36 protein-coding genes are annotated in these 26,212 nt (G+C 33.7%); 31 read left to right on the top strand and 5 right to left on the bottom strand.

Annotation, left to right across the window (positions count from 1 at the left end; genetic code table 11):
- The first annotated feature begins 149 nt into the window (after positions 1 to 149).
- The 6 genes from CLORY_RS18005 (at position 150) to CLORY_RS17980 (ending at position 3,449) form a co-directional block, all read left to right on the top strand.
- Entirely contained in the window at positions 150 to 776 is a 627-nt protein-coding gene (locus CLORY_RS18005; RefSeq protein ID WP_079427066.1) for a class I SAM-dependent methyltransferase, read from the top strand.
- A gap of 19 nt (positions 777 to 795) precedes the next feature.
- A complete protein-coding gene (locus CLORY_RS24260; protein WP_079427073.1) occupies positions 796 to 906 on the top strand; it encodes an aminoglycoside 6-adenylyltransferase in 111 nt (36 codons plus the stop codon).
- Between the two features lie 65 nt (positions 907 to 971).
- Positions 972 to 1,220, top strand: coding sequence for a DUF4160 domain-containing protein (locus tag CLORY_RS17995; protein ID WP_079427064.1), 249 nt, complete (start codon positions 972 to 974; stop codon positions 1,218 to 1,220).
- A gap of 3 nt (positions 1,221 to 1,223) precedes the next feature.
- Positions 1,224 to 1,484: a DUF2442 domain-containing protein gene (locus CLORY_RS17990; protein WP_079427062.1), complete on the top strand. Its 261-nt coding sequence runs from the start codon at positions 1,224 to 1,226 to the stop codon at positions 1,482 to 1,484.
- A gap of 407 nt (positions 1,485 to 1,891) precedes the next feature.
- The gene (locus CLORY_RS17985; protein ID WP_079427060.1) at positions 1,892 to 2,773 is read left to right on the top strand and encodes an aminoglycoside 6-adenylyltransferase; all 882 of its coding nucleotides are present in this window, start codon (positions 1,892 to 1,894) and stop codon (positions 2,771 to 2,773) included.
- Between the two features lie 85 nt (positions 2,774 to 2,858).
- The gene (locus tag CLORY_RS17980) at positions 2,859 to 3,449 is read left to right on the top strand and encodes a DUF1349 domain-containing protein (RefSeq protein WP_079427058.1); all 591 of its coding nucleotides are present in this window, start codon (positions 2,859 to 2,861) and stop codon (positions 3,447 to 3,449) included.
- Between the two features lie 27 nt (positions 3,450 to 3,476).
- Here CLORY_RS17980 and CLORY_RS17975 read toward each other — a convergent pair whose 3' ends face one another.
- From CLORY_RS17975 to CLORY_RS17965, 3 genes are all read right to left on the bottom strand, one after another.
- Complete coding sequence (locus tag CLORY_RS17975) at positions 3,477 to 4,100, bottom strand: leucine-rich repeat domain-containing protein (RefSeq protein ID WP_079427056.1); 624 nt, start codon at positions 4,098 to 4,100, stop codon at positions 3,477 to 3,479.
- Between the two features lie 47 nt (positions 4,101 to 4,147).
- On the bottom strand, positions 4,148 to 5,236 hold the full coding sequence (locus CLORY_RS17970; RefSeq protein ID WP_079427054.1) for a leucine-rich repeat domain-containing protein: 1,089 nt from the start codon (positions 5,234 to 5,236) through the stop codon (positions 4,148 to 4,150).
- Between the two features lie 61 nt (positions 5,237 to 5,297).
- On the bottom strand, positions 5,298 to 5,711 hold the full coding sequence (locus CLORY_RS17965; protein ID WP_079427052.1) for a DUF4489 domain-containing protein: 414 nt from the start codon (positions 5,709 to 5,711) through the stop codon (positions 5,298 to 5,300).
- 155 nt (positions 5,712 to 5,866) lie between these two features.
- Between CLORY_RS17965 and CLORY_RS17960 the strand changes: the two genes are divergently transcribed.
- Positions 5,867 to 6,667 carry a class I SAM-dependent methyltransferase gene (locus CLORY_RS17960; RefSeq protein ID WP_079427050.1) on the top strand — a complete coding sequence of 267 codons (801 nt, stop codon included), beginning with the start codon at positions 5,867 to 5,869 and terminating at the stop codon, positions 6,665 to 6,667.
- Between the two features lie 782 nt (positions 6,668 to 7,449).
- Here CLORY_RS17960 and CLORY_RS17955 read toward each other — a convergent pair.
- Both CLORY_RS17955 and CLORY_RS23835 read right to left on the bottom strand, forming a co-directional pair.
- A complete protein-coding gene (locus tag CLORY_RS17955) occupies positions 7,450 to 7,884 on the bottom strand; it encodes an ImmA/IrrE family metallo-endopeptidase (protein ID WP_079427048.1) in 435 nt (144 codons plus the stop codon).
- Positions 7,885 to 7,909: 25 nt separating this feature from the next.
- Positions 7,910 to 8,305: a helix-turn-helix domain-containing protein gene (locus CLORY_RS23835; RefSeq protein WP_242954449.1), complete on the bottom strand. Its 396-nt coding sequence runs from the start codon at positions 8,303 to 8,305 to the stop codon at positions 7,910 to 7,912.
- A gap of 246 nt (positions 8,306 to 8,551) precedes the next feature.
- Between CLORY_RS23835 and CLORY_RS17945 the strand changes: the two genes are divergently transcribed.
- The 24 genes from CLORY_RS17945 to CLORY_RS23380 all read left to right on the top strand — a co-directional run bounded on the left by CLORY_RS17945 (position 8,552) and on the right by CLORY_RS23380 (position 25,841).
- Entirely contained in the window at positions 8,552 to 8,989 is a 438-nt protein-coding gene (locus tag CLORY_RS17945; RefSeq protein WP_079427046.1) for a DUF1492 domain-containing protein, read from the top strand.
- A gap of 476 nt (positions 8,990 to 9,465) precedes the next feature.
- Positions 9,466 to 9,687: an FmdB family zinc ribbon protein gene (locus CLORY_RS17940; protein WP_079427043.1), complete on the top strand. Its 222-nt coding sequence runs from the start codon at positions 9,466 to 9,468 to the stop codon at positions 9,685 to 9,687.
- A gap of 381 nt (positions 9,688 to 10,068) precedes the next feature.
- Positions 10,069 to 10,356: a head-tail connector protein gene (locus CLORY_RS17935; protein WP_169911675.1), complete on the top strand. Its 288-nt coding sequence runs from the start codon at positions 10,069 to 10,071 to the stop codon at positions 10,354 to 10,356.
- Complete coding sequence (locus CLORY_RS17930) at positions 10,353 to 10,706, top strand: phage head closure protein (RefSeq protein ID WP_079427041.1); 354 nt, start codon at positions 10,353 to 10,355, stop codon at positions 10,704 to 10,706. The genes CLORY_RS17935 and CLORY_RS17930 overlap by 4 nt, the downstream gene beginning before the upstream one ends.
- On the top strand, positions 10,675 to 11,073 hold the full coding sequence (locus CLORY_RS17925; RefSeq protein ID WP_079427039.1) for an HK97 gp10 family phage protein: 399 nt from the start codon (positions 10,675 to 10,677) through the stop codon (positions 11,071 to 11,073). Before CLORY_RS17930 ends, CLORY_RS17925 begins: the two co-directional genes overlap by 32 nt.
- Positions 11,070 to 11,504, top strand: a complete 435-nt coding sequence (locus tag CLORY_RS17920) for a phage tail terminator family protein (RefSeq protein WP_079427037.1) — start codon at positions 11,070 to 11,072, stop codon at positions 11,502 to 11,504. The genes CLORY_RS17925 and CLORY_RS17920 overlap by 4 nt, the downstream gene beginning before the upstream one ends.
- Entirely contained in the window at positions 11,504 to 12,577 is a 1,074-nt protein-coding gene (locus CLORY_RS17915; protein WP_079427035.1) for a phage tail sheath subtilisin-like domain-containing protein, read from the top strand. Before CLORY_RS17920 ends, CLORY_RS17915 begins: the two co-directional genes overlap by 1 nt.
- Positions 12,578 to 12,592: 15 nt before the next feature.
- A complete protein-coding gene (locus tag CLORY_RS17910; RefSeq protein WP_079427033.1) occupies positions 12,593 to 13,045 on the top strand; it encodes a phage tail tube protein in 453 nt (150 codons plus the stop codon).
- A gap of 24 nt (positions 13,046 to 13,069) precedes the next feature.
- The gene (locus tag CLORY_RS17905) at positions 13,070 to 13,471 is read left to right on the top strand and encodes a phage tail assembly chaperone (protein ID WP_079427031.1); all 402 of its coding nucleotides are present in this window, start codon (positions 13,070 to 13,072) and stop codon (positions 13,469 to 13,471) included.
- A 23-nt stretch (positions 13,472 to 13,494) separates the two neighbouring features.
- Positions 13,495 to 13,638, top strand: coding sequence for a hypothetical protein (locus tag CLORY_RS23395; protein WP_169911674.1), 144 nt, complete (start codon positions 13,495 to 13,497; stop codon positions 13,636 to 13,638).
- 40 nt (positions 13,639 to 13,678) lie between these two features.
- Positions 13,679 to 15,232, top strand: coding sequence for a phage tail tape measure protein (locus tag CLORY_RS17900; RefSeq protein WP_079427029.1), 1,554 nt, complete (start codon positions 13,679 to 13,681; stop codon positions 15,230 to 15,232).
- A 10-nt stretch (positions 15,233 to 15,242) separates the two neighbouring features.
- Positions 15,243 to 15,884, top strand: a complete 642-nt coding sequence (locus CLORY_RS17895; protein WP_242954448.1) for a LysM peptidoglycan-binding domain-containing protein — start codon at positions 15,243 to 15,245, stop codon at positions 15,882 to 15,884.
- Positions 15,881 to 16,852, top strand: coding sequence for an XkdQ/YqbQ family protein (locus CLORY_RS17890; protein WP_079427027.1), 972 nt, complete (start codon positions 15,881 to 15,883; stop codon positions 16,850 to 16,852). Before CLORY_RS17895 ends, CLORY_RS17890 begins: the two co-directional genes overlap by 4 nt.
- Position 16,853: 1 nt before the next feature.
- Positions 16,854 to 17,219, top strand: a complete 366-nt coding sequence (locus CLORY_RS17885; protein ID WP_169911673.1) for a DUF2577 domain-containing protein — start codon at positions 16,854 to 16,856, stop codon at positions 17,217 to 17,219.
- On the top strand, positions 17,219 to 17,659 hold the full coding sequence (locus CLORY_RS17880; RefSeq protein WP_079427023.1) for a DUF2634 domain-containing protein: 441 nt from the start codon (positions 17,219 to 17,221) through the stop codon (positions 17,657 to 17,659). The genes CLORY_RS17885 and CLORY_RS17880 overlap by 1 nt, the downstream gene beginning before the upstream one ends.
- Positions 17,652 to 18,719 carry a baseplate J/gp47 family protein gene (locus CLORY_RS17875; protein WP_079427021.1) on the top strand — a complete coding sequence of 356 codons (1,068 nt, stop codon included), beginning with the start codon at positions 17,652 to 17,654 and terminating at the stop codon, positions 18,717 to 18,719. The genes CLORY_RS17880 and CLORY_RS17875 overlap by 8 nt, the downstream gene beginning before the upstream one ends.
- Complete coding sequence (locus tag CLORY_RS17870) at positions 18,712 to 19,245, top strand: YmfQ family protein (protein WP_079427019.1); 534 nt, start codon at positions 18,712 to 18,714, stop codon at positions 19,243 to 19,245. Before CLORY_RS17875 ends, CLORY_RS17870 begins: the two co-directional genes overlap by 8 nt.
- Positions 19,246 to 22,767, top strand: a complete 3,522-nt coding sequence (locus CLORY_RS17865; RefSeq protein WP_079427017.1) for a sialidase family protein — start codon at positions 19,246 to 19,248, stop codon at positions 22,765 to 22,767.
- Between the two features lie 15 nt (positions 22,768 to 22,782).
- Positions 22,783 to 22,950 carry a hypothetical protein gene (locus CLORY_RS23390; RefSeq protein ID WP_169911672.1) on the top strand — a complete coding sequence of 56 codons (168 nt, stop codon included), beginning with the start codon at positions 22,783 to 22,785 and terminating at the stop codon, positions 22,948 to 22,950.
- A complete protein-coding gene (locus tag CLORY_RS24010; protein ID WP_278335344.1) occupies positions 22,950 to 23,081 on the top strand; it encodes a hypothetical protein in 132 nt (43 codons plus the stop codon). Before CLORY_RS23390 ends, CLORY_RS24010 begins: the two co-directional genes overlap by 1 nt.
- Positions 23,082 to 23,308: 227 nt before the next feature.
- Complete coding sequence (locus CLORY_RS23385; RefSeq protein ID WP_169911671.1) at positions 23,309 to 23,455, top strand: hypothetical protein; 147 nt, start codon at positions 23,309 to 23,311, stop codon at positions 23,453 to 23,455.
- A 324-nt stretch (positions 23,456 to 23,779) separates the two neighbouring features.
- The gene (locus tag CLORY_RS17860) at positions 23,780 to 25,342 is read left to right on the top strand and encodes an NHL repeat-containing protein (protein ID WP_079427015.1); all 1,563 of its coding nucleotides are present in this window, start codon (positions 23,780 to 23,782) and stop codon (positions 25,340 to 25,342) included.
- 10 nt (positions 25,343 to 25,352) lie between these two features.
- Complete coding sequence (locus CLORY_RS17855; protein WP_079427013.1) at positions 25,353 to 25,682, top strand: hypothetical protein; 330 nt, start codon at positions 25,353 to 25,355, stop codon at positions 25,680 to 25,682.
- Positions 25,683 to 25,694: 12 nt separating this feature from the next.
- A complete protein-coding gene (locus tag CLORY_RS23380; protein ID WP_169911670.1) occupies positions 25,695 to 25,841 on the top strand; it encodes a hypothetical protein in 147 nt (48 codons plus the stop codon).
- Positions 25,842 to 26,212: the final 371 nt, after the last annotated feature.

The raw sequence follows: 26,212 nt of genomic DNA, 5'->3' as shown, positions 1-26,212 counted from the left end.
GTTTGGTCGAAAATTCAATTATAACATGAAATTGGGGGTCATTGTTTTTTTTATACAAAAAAACTCTGTAACCCTTGATATATAAAGAAATTTTTAAAAGAGTAGTGTAAAAAACTTTACACTAACATTTGATATAAGGGGGATATAAAATGTACCATCAAAAAGAGAATTGGAACAAAATATATGAAGAAGTTATTGACATAAAACCAAAGTATGATTTATGGCTGGATAAATATCAGGATATACTCGCAAAATCTAAGGATACTCCTATTGTTGATTTAGGCTGTGGTTTTGGTAATGATACACTTTACCTCAAAGAAAGAGGATATGAAGTTATAAGCTGTGATTTTTCTGAACAAGCCTTAATACGATTAGTAAGTTTTATAAAAGATTTAAATACTATATGCTTTGATATGACTGATGGATTACCATTTGAAAATGACAGTACAAAAGTAATTATTTCTGATCTTTCCTTGCATTATTTTTCGTGGGACAAGACAAAAGAAATAATTAAAGAGATTAAGAGAGTATTAGCTGATGAGGGCACTTTATTATGCAGAGTTAATTCCACCAATGACATAAATTACGGTGCGGGCCAGGGAATAGAGATAGAAAAGAATTTTTATGACATCGACGGAGAATTAAAAAGATTTTTTGATGAAGCTTCCTTAAGGGAACTTTTTAAGGAATGGGATATTAAGTTCATAAAGGAAACTGAGATGGACAGATATAAGATGAAAAAAGTAGTGTGGGAAATAGCCGTTAAAAAAGTATGATGCCTTTAGTTGATAAAAAATATTTGCTTTAATTTTAAATACTGCCAAGAACGATGATAGAATTCGAGAAGTAATAATGAATGGTTCATATACAAACTCTAAAGTGCTAAAGGATATTTTTATGGAGTGATTCATTATTAATTTGTTTTAGTATATAATATACCTATATTAACAAGAAATAGAGAGGTGATTCTAATGCCAGTCATAACAAGATTTTTTGGTATAGTAATTAAGATGTATCCAAACGATCATTTGCCACCTCATTTTCATGCAATTTATGGGGAATGTGTGGGAATGATTGATATAAAGACATTAGAAATGATAGAAGGAGATTTATCAAATAGAGCTTTGAAATTAATTAGGGAATGGGCAAATAAATATCAAGAGGAATTGATGGATATGTGGAATAAAAAAGAATTTAGGAAGTTAGAAGGTCTTGAATAGAATATGAGTTTAAATGTTCCTAAGGTTATAAGTGTCAAGCCCATATCTCAAGAATACTCGTTAATAGTGTGCTTTAGTAATGGAATCACCAAAAAAGTAAGTCTCCTTAAAAAATTAGATGAATCAGTGTATGAAAATTTGAAAGACAAAATATTGTTTGAGCAAGTGCAAGTTGATCCTGGTGGTTATGGAATAAGTTGGAATGATGATATTGATATGAGCGAATATGAACTGTGGAATATAGGGGAAGAGATAACTATATAATAGAAAAAATATAGATTAAGCTTACTAATAAATAAAATTTATATACAATTACTTAACAGGATGTATTCAAATATGTAATATAACTGTAACAAAATTTGTTTATTATATAAACATAGAAACGAAAACCCCCTTAATTTAATAGAAATTAATAATATGTAAAACAGTTGGTTAGTCCTCCTTTCCAGCTGTTTTTATTTTTGATGAGATATTATAAAGTATTTTAATAATATGGTATAATTACCATTAATGTTACAATGTTGCATATAAATTCTTTTAAAAAATTATGAATATGGTTAAAGAGGGAGAACAAAGGAATGACTATGTAAGCATAGAAATATTGAGGTGCTAAAAGAGGCAGCAGCTCTATATTGGAAGAAAATTGAATAAGGGGAGTGTGAGGAATAAAAATGAGAACGGAACAAGAAATGTTTGATTTAATTTTAAATACTGCAAGAAACGATACTAGAATCCGTGCAGTGATAATGAATGGTTCACGAGCCAATCCTAACGTACCTAAAGATATTTTTCAGGATTATGATATAGTTTATCTGGTTACGGAGACAGAATCCTTTATTAAAGATAAAGATTGGATAAAGGTTTTTGGTGAACCTGTTATTTTTCAATTTCCTGATGAAATGGACAAAAACTTAGGATATGAAACACATTTTGAGCGCTGCTATGGTTATTTAATGCAGTTTGATGATGGAAACAGGATTGATTTACATGTTGAGACTTTAGATTTAGTTTTAGAGGAGGTGAAATCGGACAAACTGACAGTAGTGCTGATGGATAAAGACAATAAGCTGCCTAAAATAGCTCCTCCAACAGACGAGGATTATTGGGTTAAAAAGCCTGATAAGGCTCTATATAGTTGCTGCTGCAATGAATATTGGTGGACTATGCTATACATTGCTAAAGGGCTTTGGAGAGATGAAATTTTATTTTCGTTGGACTTTTTAAATAATTGGGTACGCCCACAATTATTTAAAATGATTTCCTGGTATGCTGGAATACTAACTAATTTCTCCTGCAGTGTTGGAAAATGCGGAAAGTACTTAGATAAGTACTTAGCTAAAGCCATTTGGAAAAGGTATTTGAAGACATATCCAGCCGCAGAAAAGGAAGCAGTTTGGAATTCTATTTTTATTATGAATGAGTTGTTTGAAGAAATTGCATTAAAGGTGGCTGAAGAATTTGACTTCTGCTATGAGTACGCTGATGCAAAAAGAAGCAGGGAGTTTGCTGAGCATATCAGGCAGCTGCCTAAAGATGCAAAGGAAATTCTTTAGATATACTTAAAACAAAGATAGGTTAGCGAGTAATAGATGAATAAAGTTATAATTATATAATACAAAGAATTTTTAGGAGGATAAAATGTTTAAATTTAATGTTAAAGAAGCAAAATGGTTTTTTAAACCTCAAAATTATAGGATCGATAATAATAAAGTTGAAATTGTAACGGAACCTAATACAGATTTCTGGCAGAGGACTTATTATGGGTTTAGAAACGATAATGCTCACGTTCTTTATGTTACAACAGATGAGCAATATTTCTCATTTACAGTAAAGACAGAGTTTAATAGTACAACACTGTTTGACCAGTGTGGAGTTGCAATTTATCAAAACAGCGAAAATTGGGTTAAGGCAGCAATAGAATTTCATGATAATAATACTGCTTGGCTTGGAAGTGTTGTTACAAACCATGGATATTCTGATTGGGCAACTACAGATATTGGATCATCCGTCAGATGCATGTGGTACAGGCTAAGTAGACGAGAAAGTGATTATTGTCTTGAGAATTCTTTTGATGGCATTAACTTTAAGCAGATGAGAATCTTTCATTTGTTTGAAGGAGACAAAGAAATTAACATTGGTTTGGTAGCATGTTCACCTAGCAAAGGCTCGTTTAAAGCTGTATTTACCGAAATGAAGGGGACAGAGTGCTTATGGAAAGAGCATAAGTAATTTTCGTTTCTGAATATCATTGTAGACTTAGTATATTTCTACAATGATATTCCCTAATAATCTAAGCTGGCCAGTTTGAGCCCACTGGGCATATAGAGTAATATTGTCTGTTCCCATAGGGAAACTTCGATTGGCAGTATATTTTTGACCAGTTCCATCAGTATTTCCATTACCATTATAGGTTACAGAATATAATGGAGTTGGGTTATAGTGCCTCCAGATAGGAGTATTAAAACCGGCGGCACCTTGGTGGTAGTACACGGTTAGATTAGCTGGGCAGTTTAAAAAGGTATTTGCATCTATGCTTGAATAATTCGAAGGTTCTTCTACTGTAATAGATGTTAAAGCATAACAAGCTTCAAAGGCACAGAGACCTATACTGGTAACGCTATTTGGAATTGTTATTTGTGTTAATTTCGCACAAGCCTGAAAGGCATAATCACTAATGGAAGTAGTAGTATTGGGAATGAATAACGTGACGTTTTTGCCCTCAGGGCAGCGTATTAGTTGATTTGGAGATCTTGTGTAGAGAACTCCATTGTAATCTGTATGAAAGGCAGTAGTTACATCAACGGGACTACCTTCCCAACCAATAATTGTTGCAGTAGGGTAAGAACCGGAAATATATTCATATTTAAGTGTATAATCCATTTTAAGAATTCTCCTTATATAATAAACAAAATATTAAATTGAATGCTCTACGTTATTACTCCTATCATTAATGTATTTGATATTTTTACTTCTCCAAATGTTGCACTACACTGTGTAGCTGCATTGTAACTATCAGTTGAATTTGCCTGCCAGATTGGACTAGAAAAGTTCTTAGCTCCACAAACGAAATAGACAACAAAATTCTTATCACAATCTAAGAATACCTTGCTTCCCATGATTGGAGCATTTCCTTGGAACGAGGCACTTTTTAAATTTCTACATGATGAAAAGGCATAGTTACCGATGCTTGAAAGGCTTCTCGGAATAGTAATACCTGTTAAACTAAAGCAATTTTCAAATGCATGAGCACCAAGGAGAGCAATCTTTTTAGAAAAGGTGATATCGGTCATACTTTGGCAATTGTTAAAGGCATAGTCACCGATGCTGGTTACATTATCTGGAATGGTAATAGTTCTCAGGCTAGCACAATTTTCAAACACATGATTACCGATGCTGGTAACGCCTCTAGAAATTGTGATAGTGGTTACACTTTGGCAATTTTTAAATGCGTAATCTCCAATATCGGTAACTTCATCGGGAATATTAATATTTCCAAAACCTGCGCAATTCTCAAATGCATGCTCGCCGATTACAGCTGTACCTTTAGAAATAGTGACATTATTCATGCTTTGGCAACTTCTAAATGCGTAGCTGCCAATATATTTAACATTATCAGGAATAACGACAGTTCTCAAGCCGGCACAACCATCAAATACATAATTACCAATAGCAGTTATTCTGTTAGAAATGCCTATACCAGTCATACTGTAACAATTTTGAAATGCAAAATCGCCAATATTTTCAACACTGTCTGGAATAGTGACACTGCTTAAACCGGCACAGTTTTTAAACGCATTTTCGCCAATGCTTTTAATGCTGTCTGGTATCTTTATACTTGCCATAGAAGAACAACCCTCAAAAGCTTGACTGCCGATAGCTGATACCGGATATTCGATTCCATTAATGTAAGTCGTAGATGGAATTTCAACACTGCTAGACCAGCCTCCGTAATCTGTGAGTATGGCATAGCTGTGACTGGGATCTAAACTGTAATGTAATTCAGAGTCTGCACTCATATTTATTACCTTCTTTACAATATTTGTTTCATTAAAAAGAAATCAGGAGTTTTACATTCATTTAATATGCCACTTTTGCTGTTACTACATAAGTGTAATAGCTGTTGTCAGCTAAATCACAATCGTAAACTGAGAAGGATACTGCTTTAGCTTCTGAAGCTTTTACTGAAAAAGTCCACTGAGGTCCAACAGGTATCTTAATGTTTTTTTCTCTGCCGTATTTGTAAAATTGAAATACTAGAGTTCCTTCAAAATCCTCTGAAAGTATATTGCTGGAAAAGCTAATTTTAATGCATGAATTATCCAGAGAAGAGTTATCAATAGTAAGGGAGTTGACAGTAAAAGTAGTTCCTAAAATAGTACCTGCTGGAATTACTGTTAAACCCGAATAACCGCTTCTTATGATTTTTGGGCAAAGAGTTTCTTTTTTACAAGGGTCACAGTGATTTGTGTGAACTTTTGTAAATGATCTCATAATACATACCCCCTAGTCTAATAACTAGTTTATGAGTCAAAAATGAAATGTTTACAGTTATGTGGTATAATTATCAAAAATGAAAGACTAATTGGCTAAAAAAATAAAGCTCTATATTAAGGAATATAAAGAATTAAAAGAAAGGGTATGAGAATATGGAAAATCATAATAATGAATATTTTGTAAAGGAACAGTATAAGAATAGTGATAACCTAAATGCAAGAATTAATTTGCATACTTTTAATATTAATAAGACTGATTGGAATGTTTGGTTTTTTAATAATATGAATATACCGGAAAATGCTAAGGTTCTTGAACTGGGCTGTGGAAATGGATTGCTTTGGAAGAAAAATGAAAATATGATAAAAGAGAATTGGAATATTATTTTGTCAGACCTTTCTCAAGGAATGCTTCAAAGTGCAAAACAAAATCTAAACTTCAAAAATATAAAATATCAAATTATTGATATACAGGATATTCCTTATGATGATGAGGTCTTTGATATTGTTATCGCAAGACATATGCTGTATCATGTACCTGATATTGATAAAGCACTTTCTGAAGTAAGAAGAGTACTTAAGCCTGCTGGTAAGTTATATGTCTCTACAAACGGAAAAGCTCATATGCAGGAATTAGCCGCACTTGTAAAGAGCTACGACAAGAATATTAAGTATAATCTGCAAAAACTCCCTGAAATATTTGGATTGGAAAATGGCGGTGAAATGCTTAGAAAATATTTTAAAAATATATCCACTGAAGAATTTAATGGACAAATTGTGATTTATAAAGCAGAACCAGTCGTAGCTTATGTAACATCAAGCAATGTAGTAAGGGAGCTGCTAATGTCTCAGAACAAATTAGACAGTTTCTATAAATACGTAGAAGCGGAGATCAATAGATCAGGTGCAATTAAAATAACTACAAACACCGGAATGTTTACGGCATCAAATTCATAATTAACGAGATAGCGTGGGAGACATTTACAGCCGGGGTTATCTAAGCACGCTCATTATCATTCGCAGATAACCCGTTAAAGGCCATTTAGGCCTTTAACCAACGGAGATATAGAGTGAATTTAGCAATTGTTAGCAAATTTGCATAAAATGTATATGCTACTAAAAGGATATAACTATATAATATGCGAAGTAATAAGAAGAAAGCTCTTAAGAAAATACTAGTAAATAGATAAACAAGAAAGATAATTTGGGAGAGGTAATATAGAAAATAATACTTTGTAAATGCATAGAGTCGGCATAGGGTAGGAAGTGGTTGGAGGAGGCATTTTCCAGCCGACGGAAACCACTTCCTACCCTTTTTTAGTCTCTAGGAATTTATGTATTTTGCCAATTGTGGATAACTTTTAATTAATATCAAGATACACCACTAAATAGGAGAAAAGGTGGTTGCTAAATAAAAAAACGGTACAGCGTGTTTACGAAGAAGTTAAAAAGAGACAGTAATATATTTTGAAGTTAGTGAATTAAGATAAAAAGGTAATAGAATTAATAAAATAAAAGTATTTTGTAAATATTAAGAGTTAGGGCATTAAAAATGGTTACATCCGACGGAGGCATTTGGAGTGAGTTTAGCAATTATCCGTGTCTTTTAGGCAAATTTCCGTTAAGATGGCGAATTGTTTGAGGTGTAGCCGAGTTATGAGCCATTAGGAAATTTGACTAAAAGATGCGGTAAAATTGCTTAACGAGCGGAACTAGCCGACATAGGGTGCAACCATTTTTTATGTAATAAGTTGAAGCAATGCTTGGTAGGGCACATTGACACAAGTGGCCACCTGTTCTAACGACATACCATCAAGCTCCACCTTGTCAAAGTTGATATCATTTAGTTTAAAAGCAAAATAATTAGCCTGCTTTTCAAATTTACCTTTATTACATAGAGAAAATGCTGCGTTTAAAAGATCTGTGTTGCATAAAGCGTGACCAAGTTCATGGGACAAAACAAATCTCTCTAATGAAGGGTGTAATCCGTTTTTTATAAAAATTGCTTCATTATCTTCAAAATCTCTATAATAGAAACCAGCTTTGTCTTTTAGTAATATATTATCTGAGGGAAGCCTCCTTATGCTTATGTTTAGATAATCACAAAGTTCATACACATCATTCGTGTTAAATTCATCCACCAACCCTAAAACAATATCGTCAATCCATTCCATAAACTCCATCTCCTTTGGCAACTGCCTATTTGCTGTATTTATATCCAAGCAGTTTAAGTTGTCTTAGCAATTCATTAGCAAATTCAATTATCTCATCATCAGACATTTTTTCCGGCTCATAGCCTCCGTAGGCTGCAAGAGCCGGCTGCTTTAATATAAACTGCATCGCAGCTTCTGGCGAATTGAATTCTGATGTTTCATTTATACAAATATCCTCTTTTTCTGACATGTCATCCAGCTGTTCAAGAGTTATTCCTAATGCCTTGCATATTTTAATTACATTATCAACCGAAGCGTTTCCTACGCCCCTTTCTAGGATTGATCTCAACGTGGAATAGGGAAGGTCTGCTTTGGAAGCAAATGCTTTTACGCTCATATTTGAATTATCGATTAATTTTCTAAGAACCTCAGTTCTTTCCATTTTTATGCCCCTTTCAGATATACGATATTTCGTACTATGATAATATAATACAATAATTATAGGCATAAGTAAATAATAAAGATACAATATTGCACACTTTTATATTTAAATATTATTGACAACGTGCGAAATTGAGCATATACTAAAATTGCTAAATACGAAATTGAGTATTAACTAATGCAAAACATCTATGGTACGAAAAGGATGTTTTACTAATAAGAATTTTGTTGAGAGGAGAGGTATAATATGGATTATATTAGAGATGCAGTTGAATATCTTGAAAATTATGATAACCTAAAAAGATCATTAGAAAATCTAAAACTAGACATAATGGAATTAAATCTTGATTTAAAATCTGGGGCAATGAAGGGGATTAAGTACTCTGATATGCCAAAGGGAGATAGTGCAAATCTTCCTGATGATGTTATTGTCAACAAAATGTACAAGCTTAAAGTAAAGAAAAATGAATATGCATTAACAAGAAAGATGCTTGAAAAAATGGATGAGGTTATAGATAAGCTTCCTGAGCTTGATAGAAATATACTTCGCTCCTGGTACATAGATGGTCTTAGAGGTGACACAATACTTACCCATACAGGCTGCAGTGAACGAAATTTCTATAGATGTAAAAGTAAAGCCTTGAAGGTATTTGCCATTCAGCTGCATGGTATAAAGGCAGTATAAATCTTCAAGGATATAGATGTGAATAAGCAGCAAATATTTGTTAAAAGAATAGACATAGTAAGTTAACACAGAGTATTTAATTATGACATACATTTGACACAAATATTGGTTAATATATAAACATAGAAACAAGAACCCCCTTTAATTTAATAGAATATTAACTACATTATGGCAGTTGGTTAGACCCCCTTACCAGCTGTTTTTGCTTTTTTGTGTGTTATAGTATATCATTTGCATAGTAAATATAAGCTGATTTTACTGCAGTAAAATGGCAGTGACTTTGTATATGTATGTGCTATAATATAGCTATAGCGAAAATAAAGACAAGAGCACAGAAACTTAACTTTTAAACTAAAATATTAAATAAATGTACTTTAAGCACTGATAGAAATATCAGTGTTTTTGTTGTTGGGGACATAAATCTATGATGTGTCCCCTTCCATTTTAAAATAAAGTATTTGAAAGGAGGCAGATGTATGTTACAGATATATACAAGCTATCGCTGCGGAGTGTGCAGTAACGAATTTATATTGTTGTCAGAAGAAATGGACAAGATGAGAAAAGAAAGATATATTACATGTCCATATTGTAACAGCAAGAAAGTGCAAAAGATAAAAGTGACAGACAATCTAAAGGAATGCATGAATGAAAGAGTATATAAAAGAATCGGCGGCGCTATTAAGCAGATAACTTACTGAATAAAGTAATTATAATTTTTTGCTCAGTAGGAATTAAATATTTTGACAATTGGCGTGACTTTTAACTGTGTATGAATATGTTATAATAGAGCCATAGTGAAAATACATATAAACAATACGAAAACTTGAAAAACGCGTGCTGAAATATCGAATGTTTAGCGATCTTTCAGCGCGCGTTTCTCAATAGCTGAAGTTGTTTATATATAAATATTGAAAGTTTTCAAAGCACTGGTAGAGATACTGGTGCTTTTTTGGTACTTGATACCATTGAAAGGTGGTGATGCAATTAAAAATGAGGAAAACTTATTTATCATTGAGAAAAATTAAAAGGCTGCCCAGAGAACCAACAAACAATAAACTAATTTAAAAGGAGGTATGTATATGCTGATTGATAAAGTAAAATTATCGCTTAAGATTGATGACAGCACTATGGATGAGGATATTCAGGACAGCATAGCTGCTGCAAAGGCTGATCTTGAACTTTCAGGTGTAGCTAAAAGCAATATAGTTGAGACAGATCCGCTCATAATAAGGGCTGTTAAGACGTTCTGCAAAGCTGAGTACAGCATAAGTAATGAAGAAGCAAATAGATACAGAGATTGGTATAATTCGCTAAAAACCAGTCTGGCAGCTTCAACAAAATATAATACGGAAGGTACTAAGTCATGAATATAACAGAGTTAAATAGAAGAGTTACCTTTCAGAGATATACTCAGCAGGAAAGTGATACCGGTGAGCTTACAAGAATACTTCAGGACTATAAAACAGTATGGGCAGCTGTAACAACGCTTTATGGTCTTGAATATGAAGAAGCTAAAAAGCTGAGAGAAGAGCTTACTTACAGAATAGTAACAAGATATTTCAGTGATGTTAATGATGAGATGCTAATTAAGTTTAGAAACAAGACCTTTGAAATACTAGATATCTTGAATACAGACAGCACTGATAACCAGCTTATTCTTATGTGCAGGGAGAAGGTGGACACTCGTGCCAACAGGATCAAGTCAATCTGGAAGTGAGCAAATTATAGAGGAGCTTCAGAAAATGTGTTCAGATATGCACAGTGAAGTAGAGAAAAAGCTATCTGAATTGGGAGAAAGGGTGGAAGCTTTAGCTATTGAAAATACTCCGGCTAGAGCTCAAAAGGTTATAAAAGGTTACAGAGTATCAGAACCAAAACATATTGGTAATGACAAAGTTTTTGTGAGAGTAAGTAATTCTAGTGCGGATTTTAATGCACTGGAAGCAGGTTATAAGACAATGAATGAAAAAGGTCATGTTAATGGTTATGTACCGGGGAAACATATGCTGGAAAATGCATATACCAAAGTTAATAATAATGTAATGGCAGAATTCGATGAACTAATAAAAAGGGTGATAAAATGATAACTCTTGAAAAAATTAAAAAATCCGTGGTTTCAGCTCTTAAGAGTCAGAAGCTTAAGATATATGGAACCGAAATTGACGAAGGCTTTAAAAGGCCTTGTTTTTTTGTGCAAATAGTGGGCTTAGGCTCCGAAATAGTGAACAGAAATTTCTGTGAAAATCTGTACACTGTTGAAATAGCTTACTTTTCTGTGGATAAGACAGATATTGAGAATGCAAAGATGTATGATGTACTCAGGACTATTTTCAGTGAGGCTCTTATTGTAGAGGATAGAAGTCTTATATGCAGAAAATTGAGAATGAGCATAGTAGAAGATCATGTTATGAGCTTCAAGTTTGATTTGAGTTTCTATGATAAAACTCGAGAAACAACATCTGATGCCGACATAGCAGAAAAATTGAATTTAAATATTAAAGGAGGAATTGAATAATGGGATTACCAAACATAGAAATACTTTTTAAAACAGTTGCAAGTAATGCAATAGAAAGAGGAGACAGAGGTCTAGTTGCGCTTATATTAAAGGATGCAGCAGCAGCTACACTAACAAATCCAATAAAAATGACTAGTATAGGTGATATACCAGCTGCACTTAGCGATGAGAATAAAGGACATATAGAAAGAGCTTTTATGGGATATCAGAATCCGCCTAAACAGGTCATTGCTTATGTAATTGCTGCTGATGCTAAGGACTATACTAAGGCACAGACAGCTCTTGAAGCTATAAAATGGGATTATATAGCTGTGCCTCAAATAACTACAGACGAAGTAACTGCATTTGCACAATGGATTAAAGATTGCAGAGATACAAAAGGACTTAAAGTAAAAGCAATTTTACCTAACTGCACAGCAGATCATGAAGGAATCATAAATTTTGCTACGGATGACGTAAGAGTCGGAGATACTACTTACACTGCAGCTCAGTACTGCAGCAGAATCGCCGGTTTAATTGCAGGTACACCTCTTAGCATGAGCGCAACTTATGCAGTACTTCCTGAAGTTGATGACGTACCACATCATACAAAGAATGAATTTGATGCATTAGTTGATGCCGGAAAATTTGTGCTTATGAACGATGGTGAAAAGGTGAAGGCGGCTAGAGCTGTTAACAGCTTAGTAACTACAACACAAAGCAAAGGTTCGGATTTTAAGAAGATAAAAATAGTTGATATTATGGACCTTCTTTACAGCGATATCAGAAAAACAACAGAAGACAACTATATAGGTAAGGTAGCAAATAATTATGATAACAAATGCATTTTAATCACTGCAATTAATTCTTACCTTCAGGAGCTGGAAAATGAGCTGCTTTTGGACAAGGGTAAAAACGATGTGGGAATTGATGTAGATGCTCAGAAAGCTTATTTGAAAGCCAAAGGTGAAAATGTAGATTCACTTAAGGAGCAAGATATAAAAGAAGCAAATACAGGCAGCAATGTTTATTTAGCAGGAAATATTAAAATATTAGATGCTATGGAAGATTTAGCACTTAATCTTTATATATAAGGGGGAAATTGATCTATGAATAGTTATAATCCACAAAATGTTATTAATGGTACCTATGGAGAGTTATGGGTAGATGGAAATTATTTGGCTCAGGTTACAGCCTTGGAGGCGAAGGTTACCTTTACAAAAGCAGATGTAAATATGACAAGAAGACTTATGAAAGCTCAGAAGGTTACGGGAATGGAGGGTAAAGGAACTATTAAGCTAAATAAGGTTTCATCTTTCTTTATTAATCTCCTGAGTGACGATATGAAAAATGGAAGACAGAATTCATTTACTATTATAAGCAAACTAGATGATCCAGATGCTCTTGGAGCTGAAAGGGTAGTTCTTAAGGACTGCACCTTTGATGAACTTACTTTAGCTAACTGGGAAGCTAAAAAGAACGGTGAAGAAAGCATACCTTTTACGTTCAGTGATTGGGAATTACGTGATGTAATAGGAAAAGAAGGTACAAGCACAAAATAAATTAGTAAATTGGAGGAATAGCAGATGAATACAGTAGAAAAATTATTAAAGCTAGATGCAAAAAAGCTTAAAATGCCAGAAAAAGATATAGTGCTCAAATTGAACAGGCTTGGAGGAGAAGAGATAGTTTTTCCCTGCAAGGCGATTGATGCAGAGCTATATGCAGAGATTCAGGAAGGCTCAATAGAAATAAGAAAAGGTGACATAAAGAAGATAAATATGTATGAGATGAAAATCAGGACACTTGTTGAAGGCTGTCCTGATATTTTTAAAAGTTCAGAAGTGATGAGTCATTTTGATGCTCCGACACCTAAGGAATTGATAAAGAAATTATTGCTTTCTGGTGAGATCGATGAACTTTACAACACTATAAATGAATTGAGCGGTTATGAAAAAGACGATGAGGATGATATAAAAAACTCATAAAGACCGATGGGGAGGTACAGCTTATGTACCTTCTTTTTCGGTACAAGCAATGGGAACCTAGCAAGTATTATAACCTGGGTTATGGAGAAAAGAAGATAGTGTGCGCTTTTCTTCACCAGGAGCTAGAGGAGAGAAATAAGGAATATGAAGCACTTAATAATATGTAAGTATTGAGTGCTTGACCTCAAAAATAAGGAGGTGAGTGATATGGCACATTCGATGGATGTTTCAATAAGATTTGTCAGTAATTATGCGCAGGTATTTGGGAGCATTAATAAGGGCTTAACTGGAATAAAGAAAAAAGAAGATAAGCTTAAGGATTTTAAACCACTTGGTAATATGAATAGCGCATTAAAACCGTTAGAGAATATTAACAAGAATATTGATGATTATATGACGAAGCAGAGAGAAGCTGAGGAAGAAGCAAAGAAGTTTAAGTTAGGCGATTTTGGAGGAAAAGTAGGTAATCCAATTATTGCGTTTTTCAAAGGCACCATTGATGAAGCATCTAAATATAAGAAGGCTATGGAGGATGCTAAAAAGGCAGGTAAGTCAACAGGAGAGATTAATAAGCTAAAGGTCTCTAAAGATGCTATAAAGAATATTGAGACTTTTAGTAAAAAGATGAGTAAGTTTAATGATTCGGTTAGTAAGGCAAAAATCATAATTGCAAGCGATGTGATGCCTATATTAGATAAAGTTCTCGATAAAGGAACTCAATTGGTGAACTGGTTTAATAGTCTAGACCCTGCAATTCAAGGTACAATAGTAAAAGTTGGCTTAGGAACAGCTGTACTAGGAAAGAGCACTCAGATGTTTTTAACTGCTAAGGGAAAAGTTAAAGGCTTTTTTGGTATGTTAAAAAAAGCAAAAGAGGCAAAAGGCGCATCCAAAACTGTAGAAGAGGTAGCTGAAGGTGTTAAGAAAAGTACTGGTTCCATGAACAAATCTCAAAAAGCATTATGCGGCAAGTCAAAGAGAACATCTAGATCAGTGAAGAATTCATTCAAAGAACTTAAAGCTGGTGTAGGACAGATGTTATCAAAGACTAAAGCTCATTTAAAATCATTTCTAAGTAAAATGAAAGGGTTTGGAAGGAGCGCAGGAAATATAATTAAAAATGGAGTTTCACTAATAGGAAAAAACTTTAGAAAGCTTTTAAATAGGGCTAAGGAATTGGGAAGAGGAATGATAAGTATCTTTACAAGGGTAACAGCGTTTATGATAGCAAACCCAATAATAGCCGTAATTGCAGCAATAATTGCAGTAGTTATATTGTTATATGCTGCTTGGAAGACCAACTTTGGAGGAATAAGAGAAAAAACCAAGGCAGTTATAGATTTCATAAAGGAAAGAGTAGCAGGAATAAAACAAGTATTTTCTAATGTAGTTAAAGGCGTAAAAAGCTTTGCAGGAACAATAATGAAAATATGGGGAAAGATAAAGAAATTTTTGCAAAATCCCATAAAAGGAACTATGAATATCGCTAGTAATATATTTGGAAAATTAACAGGTCACAATGCTCTTGGTACAAGCTATTGGCATGGTGGTTCCACATTAGTTGGTGAACATGGTCCGGAGGTTGTAGATCTTCCAAGCGGCAGCAGGGTTCATGATGCAAGGGCTTCTCAAAAGCTTGGAGGTACGATAAGTATAGCCAAGCTTGCAGATAAGATAATAGTTCGTGAGGATGCTGATATAGATAGAATAACAGATGCACTTGTTAGAAAACTTAAGACTGCAGGCTGCAACGCGGTGTAGGAGGTGATAGGTGTTGGAATTTATATTAAGCGCAAAAATAAAGGGTGAAACAAAAAAATTAGTTCTTCCTGTTACTCCTGAAAGCTTTGAAATAAACACTGGAAATAATAATACTACAGTAGAAGTGGAAAAAATAGGAGAAATAAATCTATTAGGAAAGCCTAAACTCACTACAATAAGCATAAGTAGTTTTTTTCCATCTCAAAAATATTATTTTTCTAAAAACAAGCATTTTCATAAACCATATAAATGTGTACAGATGATTAGAAGTTTTATGAAAAATGGACCAGTGAACTTTAGTATTACAGGCGTAGATATAGGTAAAAGCAAACAGTTTTATATTGAAAGTTTTGTTTATGGTGAGAATGATGGTACAGGCGATGTGAACTTTACAATAGAGCTTAAGGAGTATAGAAAAGTTGACATTAAAGTATCATCAAGTAATAGCAACAAAAAATCAAATAGAAAAACTAGGTCTAGGGATGGAGACAAAAAAGCGACGGCTAAAACCTATAAAGTTAAAAAAGGCGATTGTCTTTACAACATTGCAAAGAAGGTATATGGAGATGGTTCAAAATATACAGTAATAGCTAAAAAGAACAATATAAAGAATTATTTCAATCTTCAGATTGGGACGGTGTTGAAATTATGATAGAGATATTTAATTACAATAAAAATAAGACTATTAACGTAACCAAGCTTTGCGAATCGGTAAGCATCAGCGGCAGTAAATCTGAAGTTGCAAGAAAATTGGAAATTAAACTATTGTACAGTATACTGGATAAAAATCATGATCGATATGCTGTTCCATTAGGATCTAAAATATCAGTAAAATATAATGGCAAAGAGATATTTAAGGGAGTAGTATGGCAAAGAGAATTCAGTTCATCTAATGAACTCAGTGTTACTGCCTATGATTATCTGATTTATATTTTAAAGAGTAAGGTAACCCGCAATGTTAAAAACACCACTGCGGAAAAAGCTGTGGAAAGCATTTGCAGCGAATTGGGAGTGTCGATAGGAAAACTTGCATCACCAGGGGTTGTAGTTAAGAAGCTGATTATATCTCAGCAGACTGGTTATGAGGCCATCATGGCTTTATATAAACAGGCAGCTAAGAGTACTGGAAAGAAATATATGATAGTATTTGAGGACGGAAAGCTGAGGGTAATACAGAAGGGAACGCATATCGAAAATTTTGAAATAAGGCCTGATACTAATATTATAAGTACTACCTATAACGATACATTGGACAACATGATAAACAAAGTAAAAATATATAATGATAAGAAAAAGTACACTGGTGAAGTTTATAGAGAAGATTGGAAAAAGAAATTTGGTTTGCTTCAGGAGAATTACGTAAAAGAAGATGGTGTTAATGCCAAAGCTGCGGCTAAGAATATGCTTCATGGCATTGACAGGGAATTCACAGTGGAGTGTCTTGGCGACTGGAGATGCAGGAGCGGCTATGAAGTTGATACTAGAATAAGCTATCTTAGCGGCCTAATAAAACATGCGATGTATATTGACGAGGATACACATACCTGGGAGGTTGGTTCTGATAAATATACTATGCAGCTTACACTAAATTTTGATAATGAAATGGATGAGGAGGAATAAGATGAACAATCCATATGCAGATATGATAAGTATGATAAAAAAGCACGGAGCAGCTTATAATCCTCCTGCCGTAACTCTTGGACAGGTTATAAGCAGCAAGCCTTTAACTATTACGATAGGCGATTTGCAGTTAACTGAGGAAGATATTTATATATCCGATTTGTTACTGAATAATTACAAAAGAAGGATTAAGCTTCCGACTACCGATGCTACAGGTACTACTACAGAGGAATCTATAAAAACCATAGGCATAAAGGATGCTGAATTGGATTTTACTGATGGCATTGATGCAGGTGACACTGTAGCGGTAATGGCTACGGAGGATAGACAAACATATATTATACTATGTAAGGTGGTGAGGCCGTGATGGATAGCATATTTCCTGATGAAGATGCAAGTTATGATGATGTAGTTGACAACACCACAGAGGAAGAGCAGGAGCTAACTATATTTAAGGAGTATGATTGGGATTTTAATAGGAATGATTTTGCCTATGAAAATGGGAAATTTAAAGTAGTGGAGGGGCTTGAAGCCATAAGAATATGGATATATAAGGCACTTTCTACTGAAAGGTATAGATACATGGCTTATAGCTGGGATTATGGTCAGGAGTTTGATGAACTTGTTGGAAATACCTTAAGCGATGATGCATTGGAAAGTGAATGTAAAAGACTTATTGAGGAATGTCTGAGCGTTAATTCCTATATTACAGGCATAGAAGATGTGACGGCAACAAGAAATGGCGATGTTGTAAATATTGAAGCTACGATAAATACGGAATACGGGGAGGTGACAGTTAATGTATAGTGAAGACAGTGAAGATATATTGGATAGAATGCTGGAGAAAGTTCCTTCTGATGCTGACAGCTCAGAAGGTTCTTTTATTTTTGACAGTTTATCACCTATAAGCCAGGAACTTGCTCAGAGCAAAATTCAGCTGGATGAAGTTCTTAACAGGGTGTTTGCAATTTCAGCGGCAAAGAATGGCTATAGTGATGAACTTGAGTTAAAGGCCTCAGAGTTTGGCATTACAAGGAAAGCTGGGACAAAAGCCAGTCTAGAGAATGGCACTGAAGTATATGGAAGTGATAATACTGTAATCCCAGCAGGAAGCATATTCCAGACAGAAGGTGGCTTGCAGTATAAAACTCTTGCAGAGGCTACTATTGTAGATGGGAAAGCTGTAGTAGATGTTGAAGCTACTGATATAGGCAATAAATATAATGTACCTGCTGGCATTATAACCGAGGTGCCGATACAGATACTTGGTGTAACTGGAGTTAAAAACATAAGCCCGGTTACAGGAGGTACAGAAGAGGAAGCAGATGAAGATCTATTAGATAGACTGCTGCTTAAGGTTAAGACACCGGCTACCAGCGGTAACGCAGGTCATTATAAGATATGGGCAACAGAGGTAAATGGAGTTGGTGATGCCATAGTAATTTCTCTTTCAGATGGACCTGGAACTGTAAAAGTGATTTTGCTGGATAGTAATAAACACACACCTTCAGAGCAGATTATAGAAAGTGTTAAAAAACATATAGAGGAAAACAGACCTATTGGTGCTGCGGTTACAGTGCAGGGTGCTGTAGAGGTGCCTGTTAATGTAAATGTAACGCTGCAGCTAGCCTCCGGTGCAACACTGGAGACAGTAAAAACGCAGATAGAACAAGGTCTTAAGGATTATTTAGAGATTCTTGCCTTTAATGATCCGTTGGTCAGATATACGAGGATAGCTAATGTTTTGATGGATATTCCTCCGATAATAGATTATTCAAGCCTTACAGTGAATAACGGTACTGCTAATATAGAAATTGCAGAAGGCTCTGTAGCAGTATTAGGAAGTGTGGTGGTTACTAGTGCTTAAAGACTATGTGCCACCTTTTTTACTGAAAAGCAAAGTGTTTACAACTATCTATAATGCGCAGCAAAAAGAGCTTGATAACTACAATGCTGCAATAGACGATATAGCAGACCAATGCTTCATTGACAAAGCCACCTGGGGACTCAAATACTGGGAGGAATTTCTCGGAATTGCTGTGGATGAAACTAAGCCTGAAGGCGATAGACGAAGTGTTATAAAAGCAAAGCTTAGAGGAACTGGAACTGTTACGGTAAGCCTTATTAAGAATGTAGCAGAGAGCTTTGGAAATGGAGGAGTTGCCGTTACTGAAAACACAGCTCCTTATACGTTTGAAGTAAAATTTAATGATATTAGAGGAGTTCCTACCAATATTGATGACCTTAAAGCTGCTGTAGAAGAGATAAAGCCAGCTCATTTGAAGGTCATCTATACTTTTACCTATACGTTGTGGGAAGAAGTGAAGAAGCTTACCTGGGAGCAGGTTAAGAATGGAACCTGGAAAGAACTTAAAACAAGGAAGGTGATATAATTGGCAACTCAAACACCAAATTTAGGACTAACAAAATCGGATTTAAATGAAACTGCAGATATTAGCGTGATCAATGCAAATATGGATATAATTGATGTTAAATATAAAGAGCTGCAGGAAGATGTAAAAGTAACATCGGTTAATAGTAAAACCGGTACAGTTGTATTGTCTGCAAGCGATATTAATGCTGCAGATGGTAGCTCTATAGAGACACGTTTAGCAGATTTAGCAAATCAACCGAAAGCTGATATGCAAGCACGTTCTGAAATTATGGATATCAAATTAAAACTCAAGGAACAAGCGTCTGTAAGTTTTATCAATAAGACAGGAGTTGGCTTTTATGATACATTTGCTGACAATAGTCAAATAGATACTGGAAACACTACAGCTACTTATGATAATACAAATAAACTAGTTTCATTTGCGGATAAAGGAACTTATACTGCTAAAACTACGAGTGCTTATACAAATGCATCCACAATAAATGTGGACACAGAAGTAAAAGTGGGGGATAAGATAGATAATACAAATGAAGTTACAGCAGTAAATCCAAAAGAAACTAATGATATAACAGTAGAACGTACAGATATAACAGTTGTAGGAAGTGCATATTTTACGGGTCATAATAATTCAAGAAGATTAGTTAAACTTGACAATAATTGGTTGATTTCTGCCGTTATTGATACAGTGAATAATAGAATAAGATTTTTTGTAAGTAAAGATAATGGAGCAACGTGGATGCAAATATGCTATATTAATGCAATTGCGGTTTTTGGATTATCACTGGCTTTTAAAGGAACATTTGTATATACTCTGGTTACTTATAATGTAGGGGGGGAGTCAGTTGATTTATTTCATTTTGATGCAACGACAGTATCAGATGATAATTTATCAGTATCTAAGCAGTCTATTACTAATTGTACTAGCTCATTTATGTGTTCTCTAGCCATCAATCCTGTAGAAACAAAACTTCATGCCTGTTGGAGTAGTGAAAATTCTACTTTTTCTAGCAATTATAATATTGGTTATTGTGAAGGAACAATAAGCCTAGATGGAAATGTAACTTGGGGAGCTGTAGAACAAGTGACAACTTTTAATAATGCAAATTATCCGTTATTTGCAATATTTCCTTGTATTGTTTTTGATAAAAATAATATACCATGCATATTTATACAACAGCAAAATGTATGCTTAGACGCAACTTCAATAACAGCAAAAAATGGTATTACTTTATTAAAGAGAAATACTACGCTAATAGCTGGTAACGGTTATGTGAATTCAAACTGGTCTTATAAAGTAGTTTATAATGGCGGAGGTTTTATTCAAGGTAGCCCGTCTGCTATTTACGTACCGCGCTCTATTAATGAATTAACTAATGGTCGTATATGGGTAACATGGGACGGAAGGGATAGTACAGATACTGATGCATATAACATTCAAGTTGTTTACTCTGATGATGGAGGACTAACTTGGAGCAGTCCACAAAAACTTACTAGTGGTAATAGTTATGCACAAGCATACCCTTCAATTACTTGTAATAAAAATAATGAAATATTTATTGTATGGTATTTGTATGCTATTAATAACTCAACTTTTTATCGTAACATTAGAAAAATAAAATATGCCAATGGTGTTTGGACAAATATAACAACAGTAACTAATAATACAACAGGAGATGCTGCATATCCTTCTGTTTTATTTGATAATACTTTTTCACTAGACTTTTCAGAACCTTTATTTGTTTATCAAAATTTACAAACTTCTAAAGTAGGTTTTTATGGGACATGGATAGCAGATTCCATCACTTATGATATAACAGTAACTACTCCAATAACAACTACTAATGGACAGGCTTTAACGTTATACAAAGTGGCAGAAAAACTTAAAATGTTACCACAGACATTTGGTAATTTTAAATCATTGGAGTTGAATGTATACCCTAATAAGATAAGCAAAGCAACTATTAAGGGAGCAGTAAATAATTCAACCACAGTACTTACAAACACAGCAGTAGATAAAAAACTGTATGCAGGAGATAAATTATTTGTTAATGGTGCTAAAAATGAGATAGTAAGTTCTACAAATAATTACGGAACAAATACTATAAATGATGCAACAATTATAGGGAATTCTAATACTTATGATATTAATAACAATGGAGGAAGAAAATTAGTAAGATTAAATGATGGAACTTTATTTTCTTGTACTAGAAATTCTACACACATTTACATTTATAAAAGTGTTGATAATGGAGCAACTTGGGGTACATTTACTGCCATTGGACATACTTCAGTTCAAGACATTTGTTTAGCTACAGATGGAGTTCATTTATTTGTTCTAGAAAATATTGAAAATGTGGCTGTTCATTTTTTAAGTTTTAGTGGAGATAGTATTATTACTAACGTACTTGTGGATACTTCACAAACAACGATAAATAGATGTTCTCTAATAGTAAATTCTGGGGGTACAGAATTACATACATGTTGGATTAGTGAAAATTCAGCCTGTCATGGCTATAATGTAAGATATGCTAAAGGAATTATTGCTAGTGATGGTTCTGTAGTGTGGGGAATGGTAGAACAAGTAACTACATGGGATGTTTCAAATTACCCTGACTTTATATTGTATCCAAGTATCACACTAGATAAAAATAATATTCCTTGTATTTTTGTTTCCCAAATACAAAATGCACTGACAGAGTCAACTTACCAAACGGGATATGCTATCACTCTTTTAAAACGAGATTCTACTTTAACTACAGGCAATTCGCTTGTTAATTCAAACTGGTCATACAGGGGGGTGTATTTTAATAGTTCTCAATCTCAAGTATGTCCTTCTGCTATTTATATACCTCAATCAATAAATGGATTAGCAAATGGACGTATATGGGTAACTTGGTATGGATATGATAGTATTGATACTGGTTATGGTAATATCAAAGTTTCTTATTCTGATGATTTAGGAGCAACTTGGAGTGCTCCACAAAAGTTAACTAGTGGTAATATCTATCATCAATGCAATCCTTCAATTACGGCTAACAAAAATAATGAAATATTTATTGTTTGGCAAGGATTTGATTCTACTATTTCAACTTCTAACTATAATATTAGAAAAATAAAATATTCAGATGGAACTTGGGGAAGTATAACTAATGTCACAATCAATACTACAGAATCTGCGCAATTTCCTAATACCTTATTTGATAATACTTTCACCTTGGATTTTTCAGAACCACTATTTATTTATCAAAATATGATGCCTTTTAAAATAGGATTCTATGGAACTTGGATTGCATGGTTAGGATATAATTTAATAATGACCAACCCAGTAACACTTGCTGATGGTGATAAAGTTACTATAGTGGATATAGAAGCAAAACAGACAAATGTAGACATTCCACTCGTTAATATAGATTCTGAAAAATTTGTATATAAAGCGGATAATTTAGATACTACAATAGCAGACTTATTAATATCTGCTGTAGGCACAAGATTAAATGGCTTAGAATATGCAATTGGTTAAGGAGGAAGGTAAGATATGGCAAAGTATATAAATAAGCAAATAGTTGAGGAAAAACAAAGCGAAAGCGATAAAGATATGGTAATAGCAGATTTAACTACACAGTTGGCAAATGACCAGCAGCAGATAAGTGATATGAGTATGATTGTTGCTGATTTACAAGTTAAAGTAGGAGGTACAAAATAATGAGAATGTATATAGTTAGGTTTTGGAAAAGGATGCTTACTATGGGGAAAACAACAGCAGATATTGATTTGCTATTGAGTAGTGAAATTATAACTCAGGAAGAGCATGATGCTATAGTTAGTACGAAGTAGTATATTACGAACTAATTGAACATATAAACATCATAATTTTCCAACTAGATAGAAACTATTAATTCATATTTATGTAAATATTATAGGCAAAATTCTTATGATGAATAACGATTTATTATATATAAGTTTCAAAAAATGATGAAAAGAGAAAAGCTGCTAATATCGTTGTGATGGAAATTAGGGATATTTAGCAAGCTGTAAAAGATGTTAACGAGCGTCAATCATTTTTGAATAATGTACAAGCCTTTATCGATTTATATTGCTATGATGATCACGTGTTTGAGGGTGATAGACCTAAGAAACTTATTAAAAGCTTTTGTGATGAGTGTAGGTTTATAATGGAAGCATCATCAGGAGAAAAATTAAAAAAATAGCTAAAAAGAAAAAGTTATAAACGTTAAAACTATAGGGTTTCTAACTCAACTATTAATTTATATATGCACTATAATCTCCAGAAGCCGAGATTTTAGTACATGTATAAATTAAGTTTCGATACAGAAACCCTTTAGATGAAAATAAAATTATAAGCTTATAAAGTAAGAATTAGATAGATGTGAAGCATATAAAAAAGAATCGCTATTAGCAGCGATTTTTTTTATATGTTTAGACTTTTCTAAGAATATGATTTAAAACGATAGATTCTAATTATGATATGTGATGAAAATTGAAATTTAAATAATTAAAGAAAGGATGATATTATGCCGAATAAGACAACAAATTTAGGCTATGATTTGCCGCTTGGAAATGAGACGGCGGATATAGATGTGTTGAATAACAATTTTACAAAGATTGATACGGATATTACGGCAAAGTTGGTAGAAGCTAAAGGGTACACGGATGATAGAATAAAGGAATTAGTGAGAGGTGCTCCGGAGGCTTTGGATACGTTGAAGGAATTGGCCAATGCATTGGGGGATGATGCTAATTTTAGCAGTACGGTGGTGAAAGAGCTAGCTAGTAAAGTGGATAAAGAAGAGTTTAGTTCGCAATTGGCAGATAAGACGAACAAAAGTGATTATGTAGCTAATAATGCTTTTGCGACTACAAGCGGTACTTCTACAGCGTACACAGCAACTTTAAGTCCAGCACCTACAGCATACGTAGACGGTATGAATATAACTATAAAACCTCATGTAGATTGTGGAGCAACACCTACATTAAATGTTAATGGATTAGGTGCTTTAACAATCGTTAAGCAGGATGGTACTGCAATAGCAGCAGGAGATTTAAAAGCTGGAAAACCTTATAGTTTAGTGAGGGTAGGTAGCAATTTTTTTATTCGTAGTGGTGGCGGAAAATATGATGTAGGAAAAAGCATTTATTTAGAGAATTTACAATTGTTGTATAAAGGTGGGGATGAAATATGGAGCAATTCAGATGTCCCGTATGCTGAAGATATAGCAGTAGATTCTAGCGGAAATGTATATGTTACTTATGTCAATTCGAGTAGTAAAGCAGTAAGAAAGTTAAATCCTAGTGGAAGTGAAATATGGAGCAATTCGGATGTATCTAAGGCATATGGCATAGCGGTAGATTCTAGTGGATATGTTTATGTTGCTTATGAGAATTCTATAGGTTCTAAAAGTGTAAGGAAACTAGATTCAAGCGGAAATGAAGTATGGAGTAAATTAGATGTAGGAAATGCTGTTGATATAGCAGTAGATTCTAGTGGTAATGTTTATGTTGCTTATATGAATTCAATTGGTAAAACAGTAAGAAAACTAGATTCAAATGGAAGTGAAATATGGAGCAATTCAGATGTCCCGTATGCTGAAGATATAGCAGTAGATTCTAGCGGAAATGTATATGTTACTTATGTCAATTCGAGTAGTAAAGCAGTAAGAAAGTTAAATCCTAGTGGAAATGAAGTATGGAGCAAATCTGATATGTCTGATGCACAGAGCATAGTAGTAGATAACAATAATAATGTTTATGCTGCTGGTTATGGTTCAGGTCGGTATTTTATCGAAAAGTTAAATAGTAGTGGATATGTGATATTTACTATGCCATTTACATCCTTGGTTCGTATAGCGGTAGATAATAGCGGATATATATATGTTGCTTATTATCAAGATTCAGGGAACGCAGTAGAGAAATATGACTCTAATGCCCTTAATAGAATATGGAGCAATTCTGACGTCTTATACGCACATAATATAGCAGTAGATTCTAATGGTAATGTTTATGTTGCTTATGGTAATTCGAGTGGTAAAACAGTAAGAAAGTTACATGCATATACGGAATATAAAATATTAAATTAGGGAGGACACAATGATATTTATAGGAAATTTTATAAAGAATAACGATACTGAATGGGAAGTTGGGTATATACATAATATGCCCTTTGACCCAGTGAACGGACTAGGTAAGACAGAAGAAGAATTAAATCAGAGTGGAGCTATAGTGGAAAGCGTACCTACAGCAATGGTTCAAGAGGGCAAAATTGCTGTATTAGTGTACAATCCTCAGACTAAAGAATTAAGTTATAAATATATAGACACTGAAAAAACTAAAGAACAGCTACAAGCCGAAGAAATAGAAAGTCTAAAAACACAGATGTTAGCTATGCAAGATGCTGTCAATGCAGCATTAGGATTATAGGAGGAGTTATAAGTGAGTAGATTATATAATTACTTTGTTTTGTGTTGGACAACTAACCCTAATTTTACAGAAACACAATTAAATAAAGCTGTTGAAAAAGAATATATAACAGCAGATGAAGAAACTACCATTAAGACTATGGAAAAAGCTTCGCAATAGAAAACTATTGCGTAGCAGTTGGTAATAATATAAATATTGGTATATGATTACCGCTATATGGTTATATATGGAAATCAAGAGATGAAACATAACACTTGATCTGCATGTTCTATAAGTATTCAGGAGTACAAGAGTACTTTTTAATATATAAAAATATGGAGGAATATAAAAATACCGTAATATTCTTGCTGTAATTTACTTTCTCTGCAAGGATTTTATTAGTACTTTGTGCTATTCTTTTTATGAGCAATCTGGTAATATGTCAAGATAGTTTTTTTAAATGTTTCGATATGTTTTTCTTAAAAAAGGGTGCAAGAAATAAACATTCGGATTTTTTAATAAAAAATCGAATGTCAGTTCGTCTCGATATG

Origin of the sequence: Clostridium oryzae, assembly GCF_002029235.1 — a bacterium.
Classification (GTDB): Bacteria; Bacillota; Clostridia; order Clostridiales; family Clostridiaceae; genus Clostridium_AE; species Clostridium_AE oryzae.
This window is presented reverse-complemented; position numbering and strand designations above follow the sequence as displayed.

Excerpts from the sequence above, each read along its gene's own strand:
- CLORY_RS18005 (WP_079427066.1), top strand. The coding sequence starts at position 150 with ATGTACCATCAAAAAGAGAATTGGAACAAAATATATGAAGAAGTTATT.
- CLORY_RS17995 (WP_079427064.1), top strand. The coding sequence starts at position 972 with ATGCCAGTCATAACAAGATTTTTTGGTATAGTAATTAAGATGTATCCA.
- CLORY_RS17990 (WP_079427062.1), top strand. The coding sequence starts at position 1,224 with ATGAGTTTAAATGTTCCTAAGGTTATAAGTGTCAAGCCCATATCTCAA.
- CLORY_RS17985 (WP_079427060.1), top strand. The coding sequence starts at position 1,892 with ATGAGAACGGAACAAGAAATGTTTGATTTAATTTTAAATACTGCAAGA.
- CLORY_RS17980 (WP_079427058.1), top strand. The coding sequence starts at position 2,859 with ATGTTTAAATTTAATGTTAAAGAAGCAAAATGGTTTTTTAAACCTCAA.
- CLORY_RS17975 (WP_079427056.1), bottom strand. The coding sequence starts at position 4,100 with ATGGATTATACACTTAAATATGAATATATTTCCGGTTCTTACCCTACT.
- CLORY_RS17970 (WP_079427054.1), bottom strand. The coding sequence starts at position 5,236 with ATGAGTGCAGACTCTGAATTACATTACAGTTTAGATCCCAGTCACAGC.
- CLORY_RS17965 (WP_079427052.1), bottom strand. The coding sequence starts at position 5,711 with ATGAGATCATTTACAAAAGTTCACACAAATCACTGTGACCCTTGTAAA.
- CLORY_RS17960 (WP_079427050.1), top strand. The coding sequence starts at position 5,867 with ATGGAAAATCATAATAATGAATATTTTGTAAAGGAACAGTATAAGAAT.
- CLORY_RS17955 (WP_079427048.1), bottom strand. The coding sequence starts at position 7,884 with ATGGAATGGATTGACGATATTGTTTTAGGGTTGGTGGATGAATTTAAC.
- CLORY_RS23835 (WP_242954449.1), bottom strand. The coding sequence starts at position 8,305 with ATGGAAAGAACTGAGGTTCTTAGAAAATTAATCGATAATTCAAATATG.
- CLORY_RS17945 (WP_079427046.1), top strand. The coding sequence starts at position 8,552 with ATGGATTATATTAGAGATGCAGTTGAATATCTTGAAAATTATGATAAC.
- CLORY_RS17940 (WP_079427043.1), top strand. The coding sequence starts at position 9,466 with ATGTTACAGATATATACAAGCTATCGCTGCGGAGTGTGCAGTAACGAA.
- CLORY_RS17935 (WP_169911675.1), top strand. The coding sequence starts at position 10,069 with ATGCTGATTGATAAAGTAAAATTATCGCTTAAGATTGATGACAGCACT.
- CLORY_RS17930 (WP_079427041.1), top strand. The coding sequence starts at position 10,353 with ATGAATATAACAGAGTTAAATAGAAGAGTTACCTTTCAGAGATATACT.
- CLORY_RS17920 (WP_079427037.1), top strand. The coding sequence starts at position 11,070 with ATGATAACTCTTGAAAAAATTAAAAAATCCGTGGTTTCAGCTCTTAAG.
- CLORY_RS17915 (WP_079427035.1), top strand. The coding sequence starts at position 11,504 with ATGGGATTACCAAACATAGAAATACTTTTTAAAACAGTTGCAAGTAAT.
- CLORY_RS17910 (WP_079427033.1), top strand. The coding sequence starts at position 12,593 with ATGAATAGTTATAATCCACAAAATGTTATTAATGGTACCTATGGAGAG.
- CLORY_RS17905 (WP_079427031.1), top strand. The coding sequence starts at position 13,070 with ATGAATACAGTAGAAAAATTATTAAAGCTAGATGCAAAAAAGCTTAAA.
- CLORY_RS23395 (WP_169911674.1), top strand. The coding sequence starts at position 13,495 with ATGTACCTTCTTTTTCGGTACAAGCAATGGGAACCTAGCAAGTATTAT.
- CLORY_RS17900 (WP_079427029.1), top strand. The coding sequence starts at position 13,679 with ATGGCACATTCGATGGATGTTTCAATAAGATTTGTCAGTAATTATGCG.
- CLORY_RS17890 (WP_079427027.1), top strand. The coding sequence starts at position 15,881 with ATGATAGAGATATTTAATTACAATAAAAATAAGACTATTAACGTAACC.
- CLORY_RS17885 (WP_169911673.1), top strand. The coding sequence starts at position 16,854 with ATGAACAATCCATATGCAGATATGATAAGTATGATAAAAAAGCACGGA.
- CLORY_RS17880 (WP_079427023.1), top strand. The coding sequence starts at position 17,219 with ATGGATAGCATATTTCCTGATGAAGATGCAAGTTATGATGATGTAGTT.
- CLORY_RS17875 (WP_079427021.1), top strand. The coding sequence starts at position 17,652 with ATGTATAGTGAAGACAGTGAAGATATATTGGATAGAATGCTGGAGAAA.
- CLORY_RS23390 (WP_169911672.1), top strand. The coding sequence starts at position 22,783 with ATGGCAAAGTATATAAATAAGCAAATAGTTGAGGAAAAACAAAGCGAA.
- CLORY_RS24010 (WP_278335344.1), top strand. The coding sequence starts at position 22,950 with ATGAGAATGTATATAGTTAGGTTTTGGAAAAGGATGCTTACTATGGGG.
- CLORY_RS17860 (WP_079427015.1), top strand. The coding sequence starts at position 23,780 with ATGCCGAATAAGACAACAAATTTAGGCTATGATTTGCCGCTTGGAAAT.
- CLORY_RS17855 (WP_079427013.1), top strand. The coding sequence starts at position 25,353 with ATGATATTTATAGGAAATTTTATAAAGAATAACGATACTGAATGGGAA.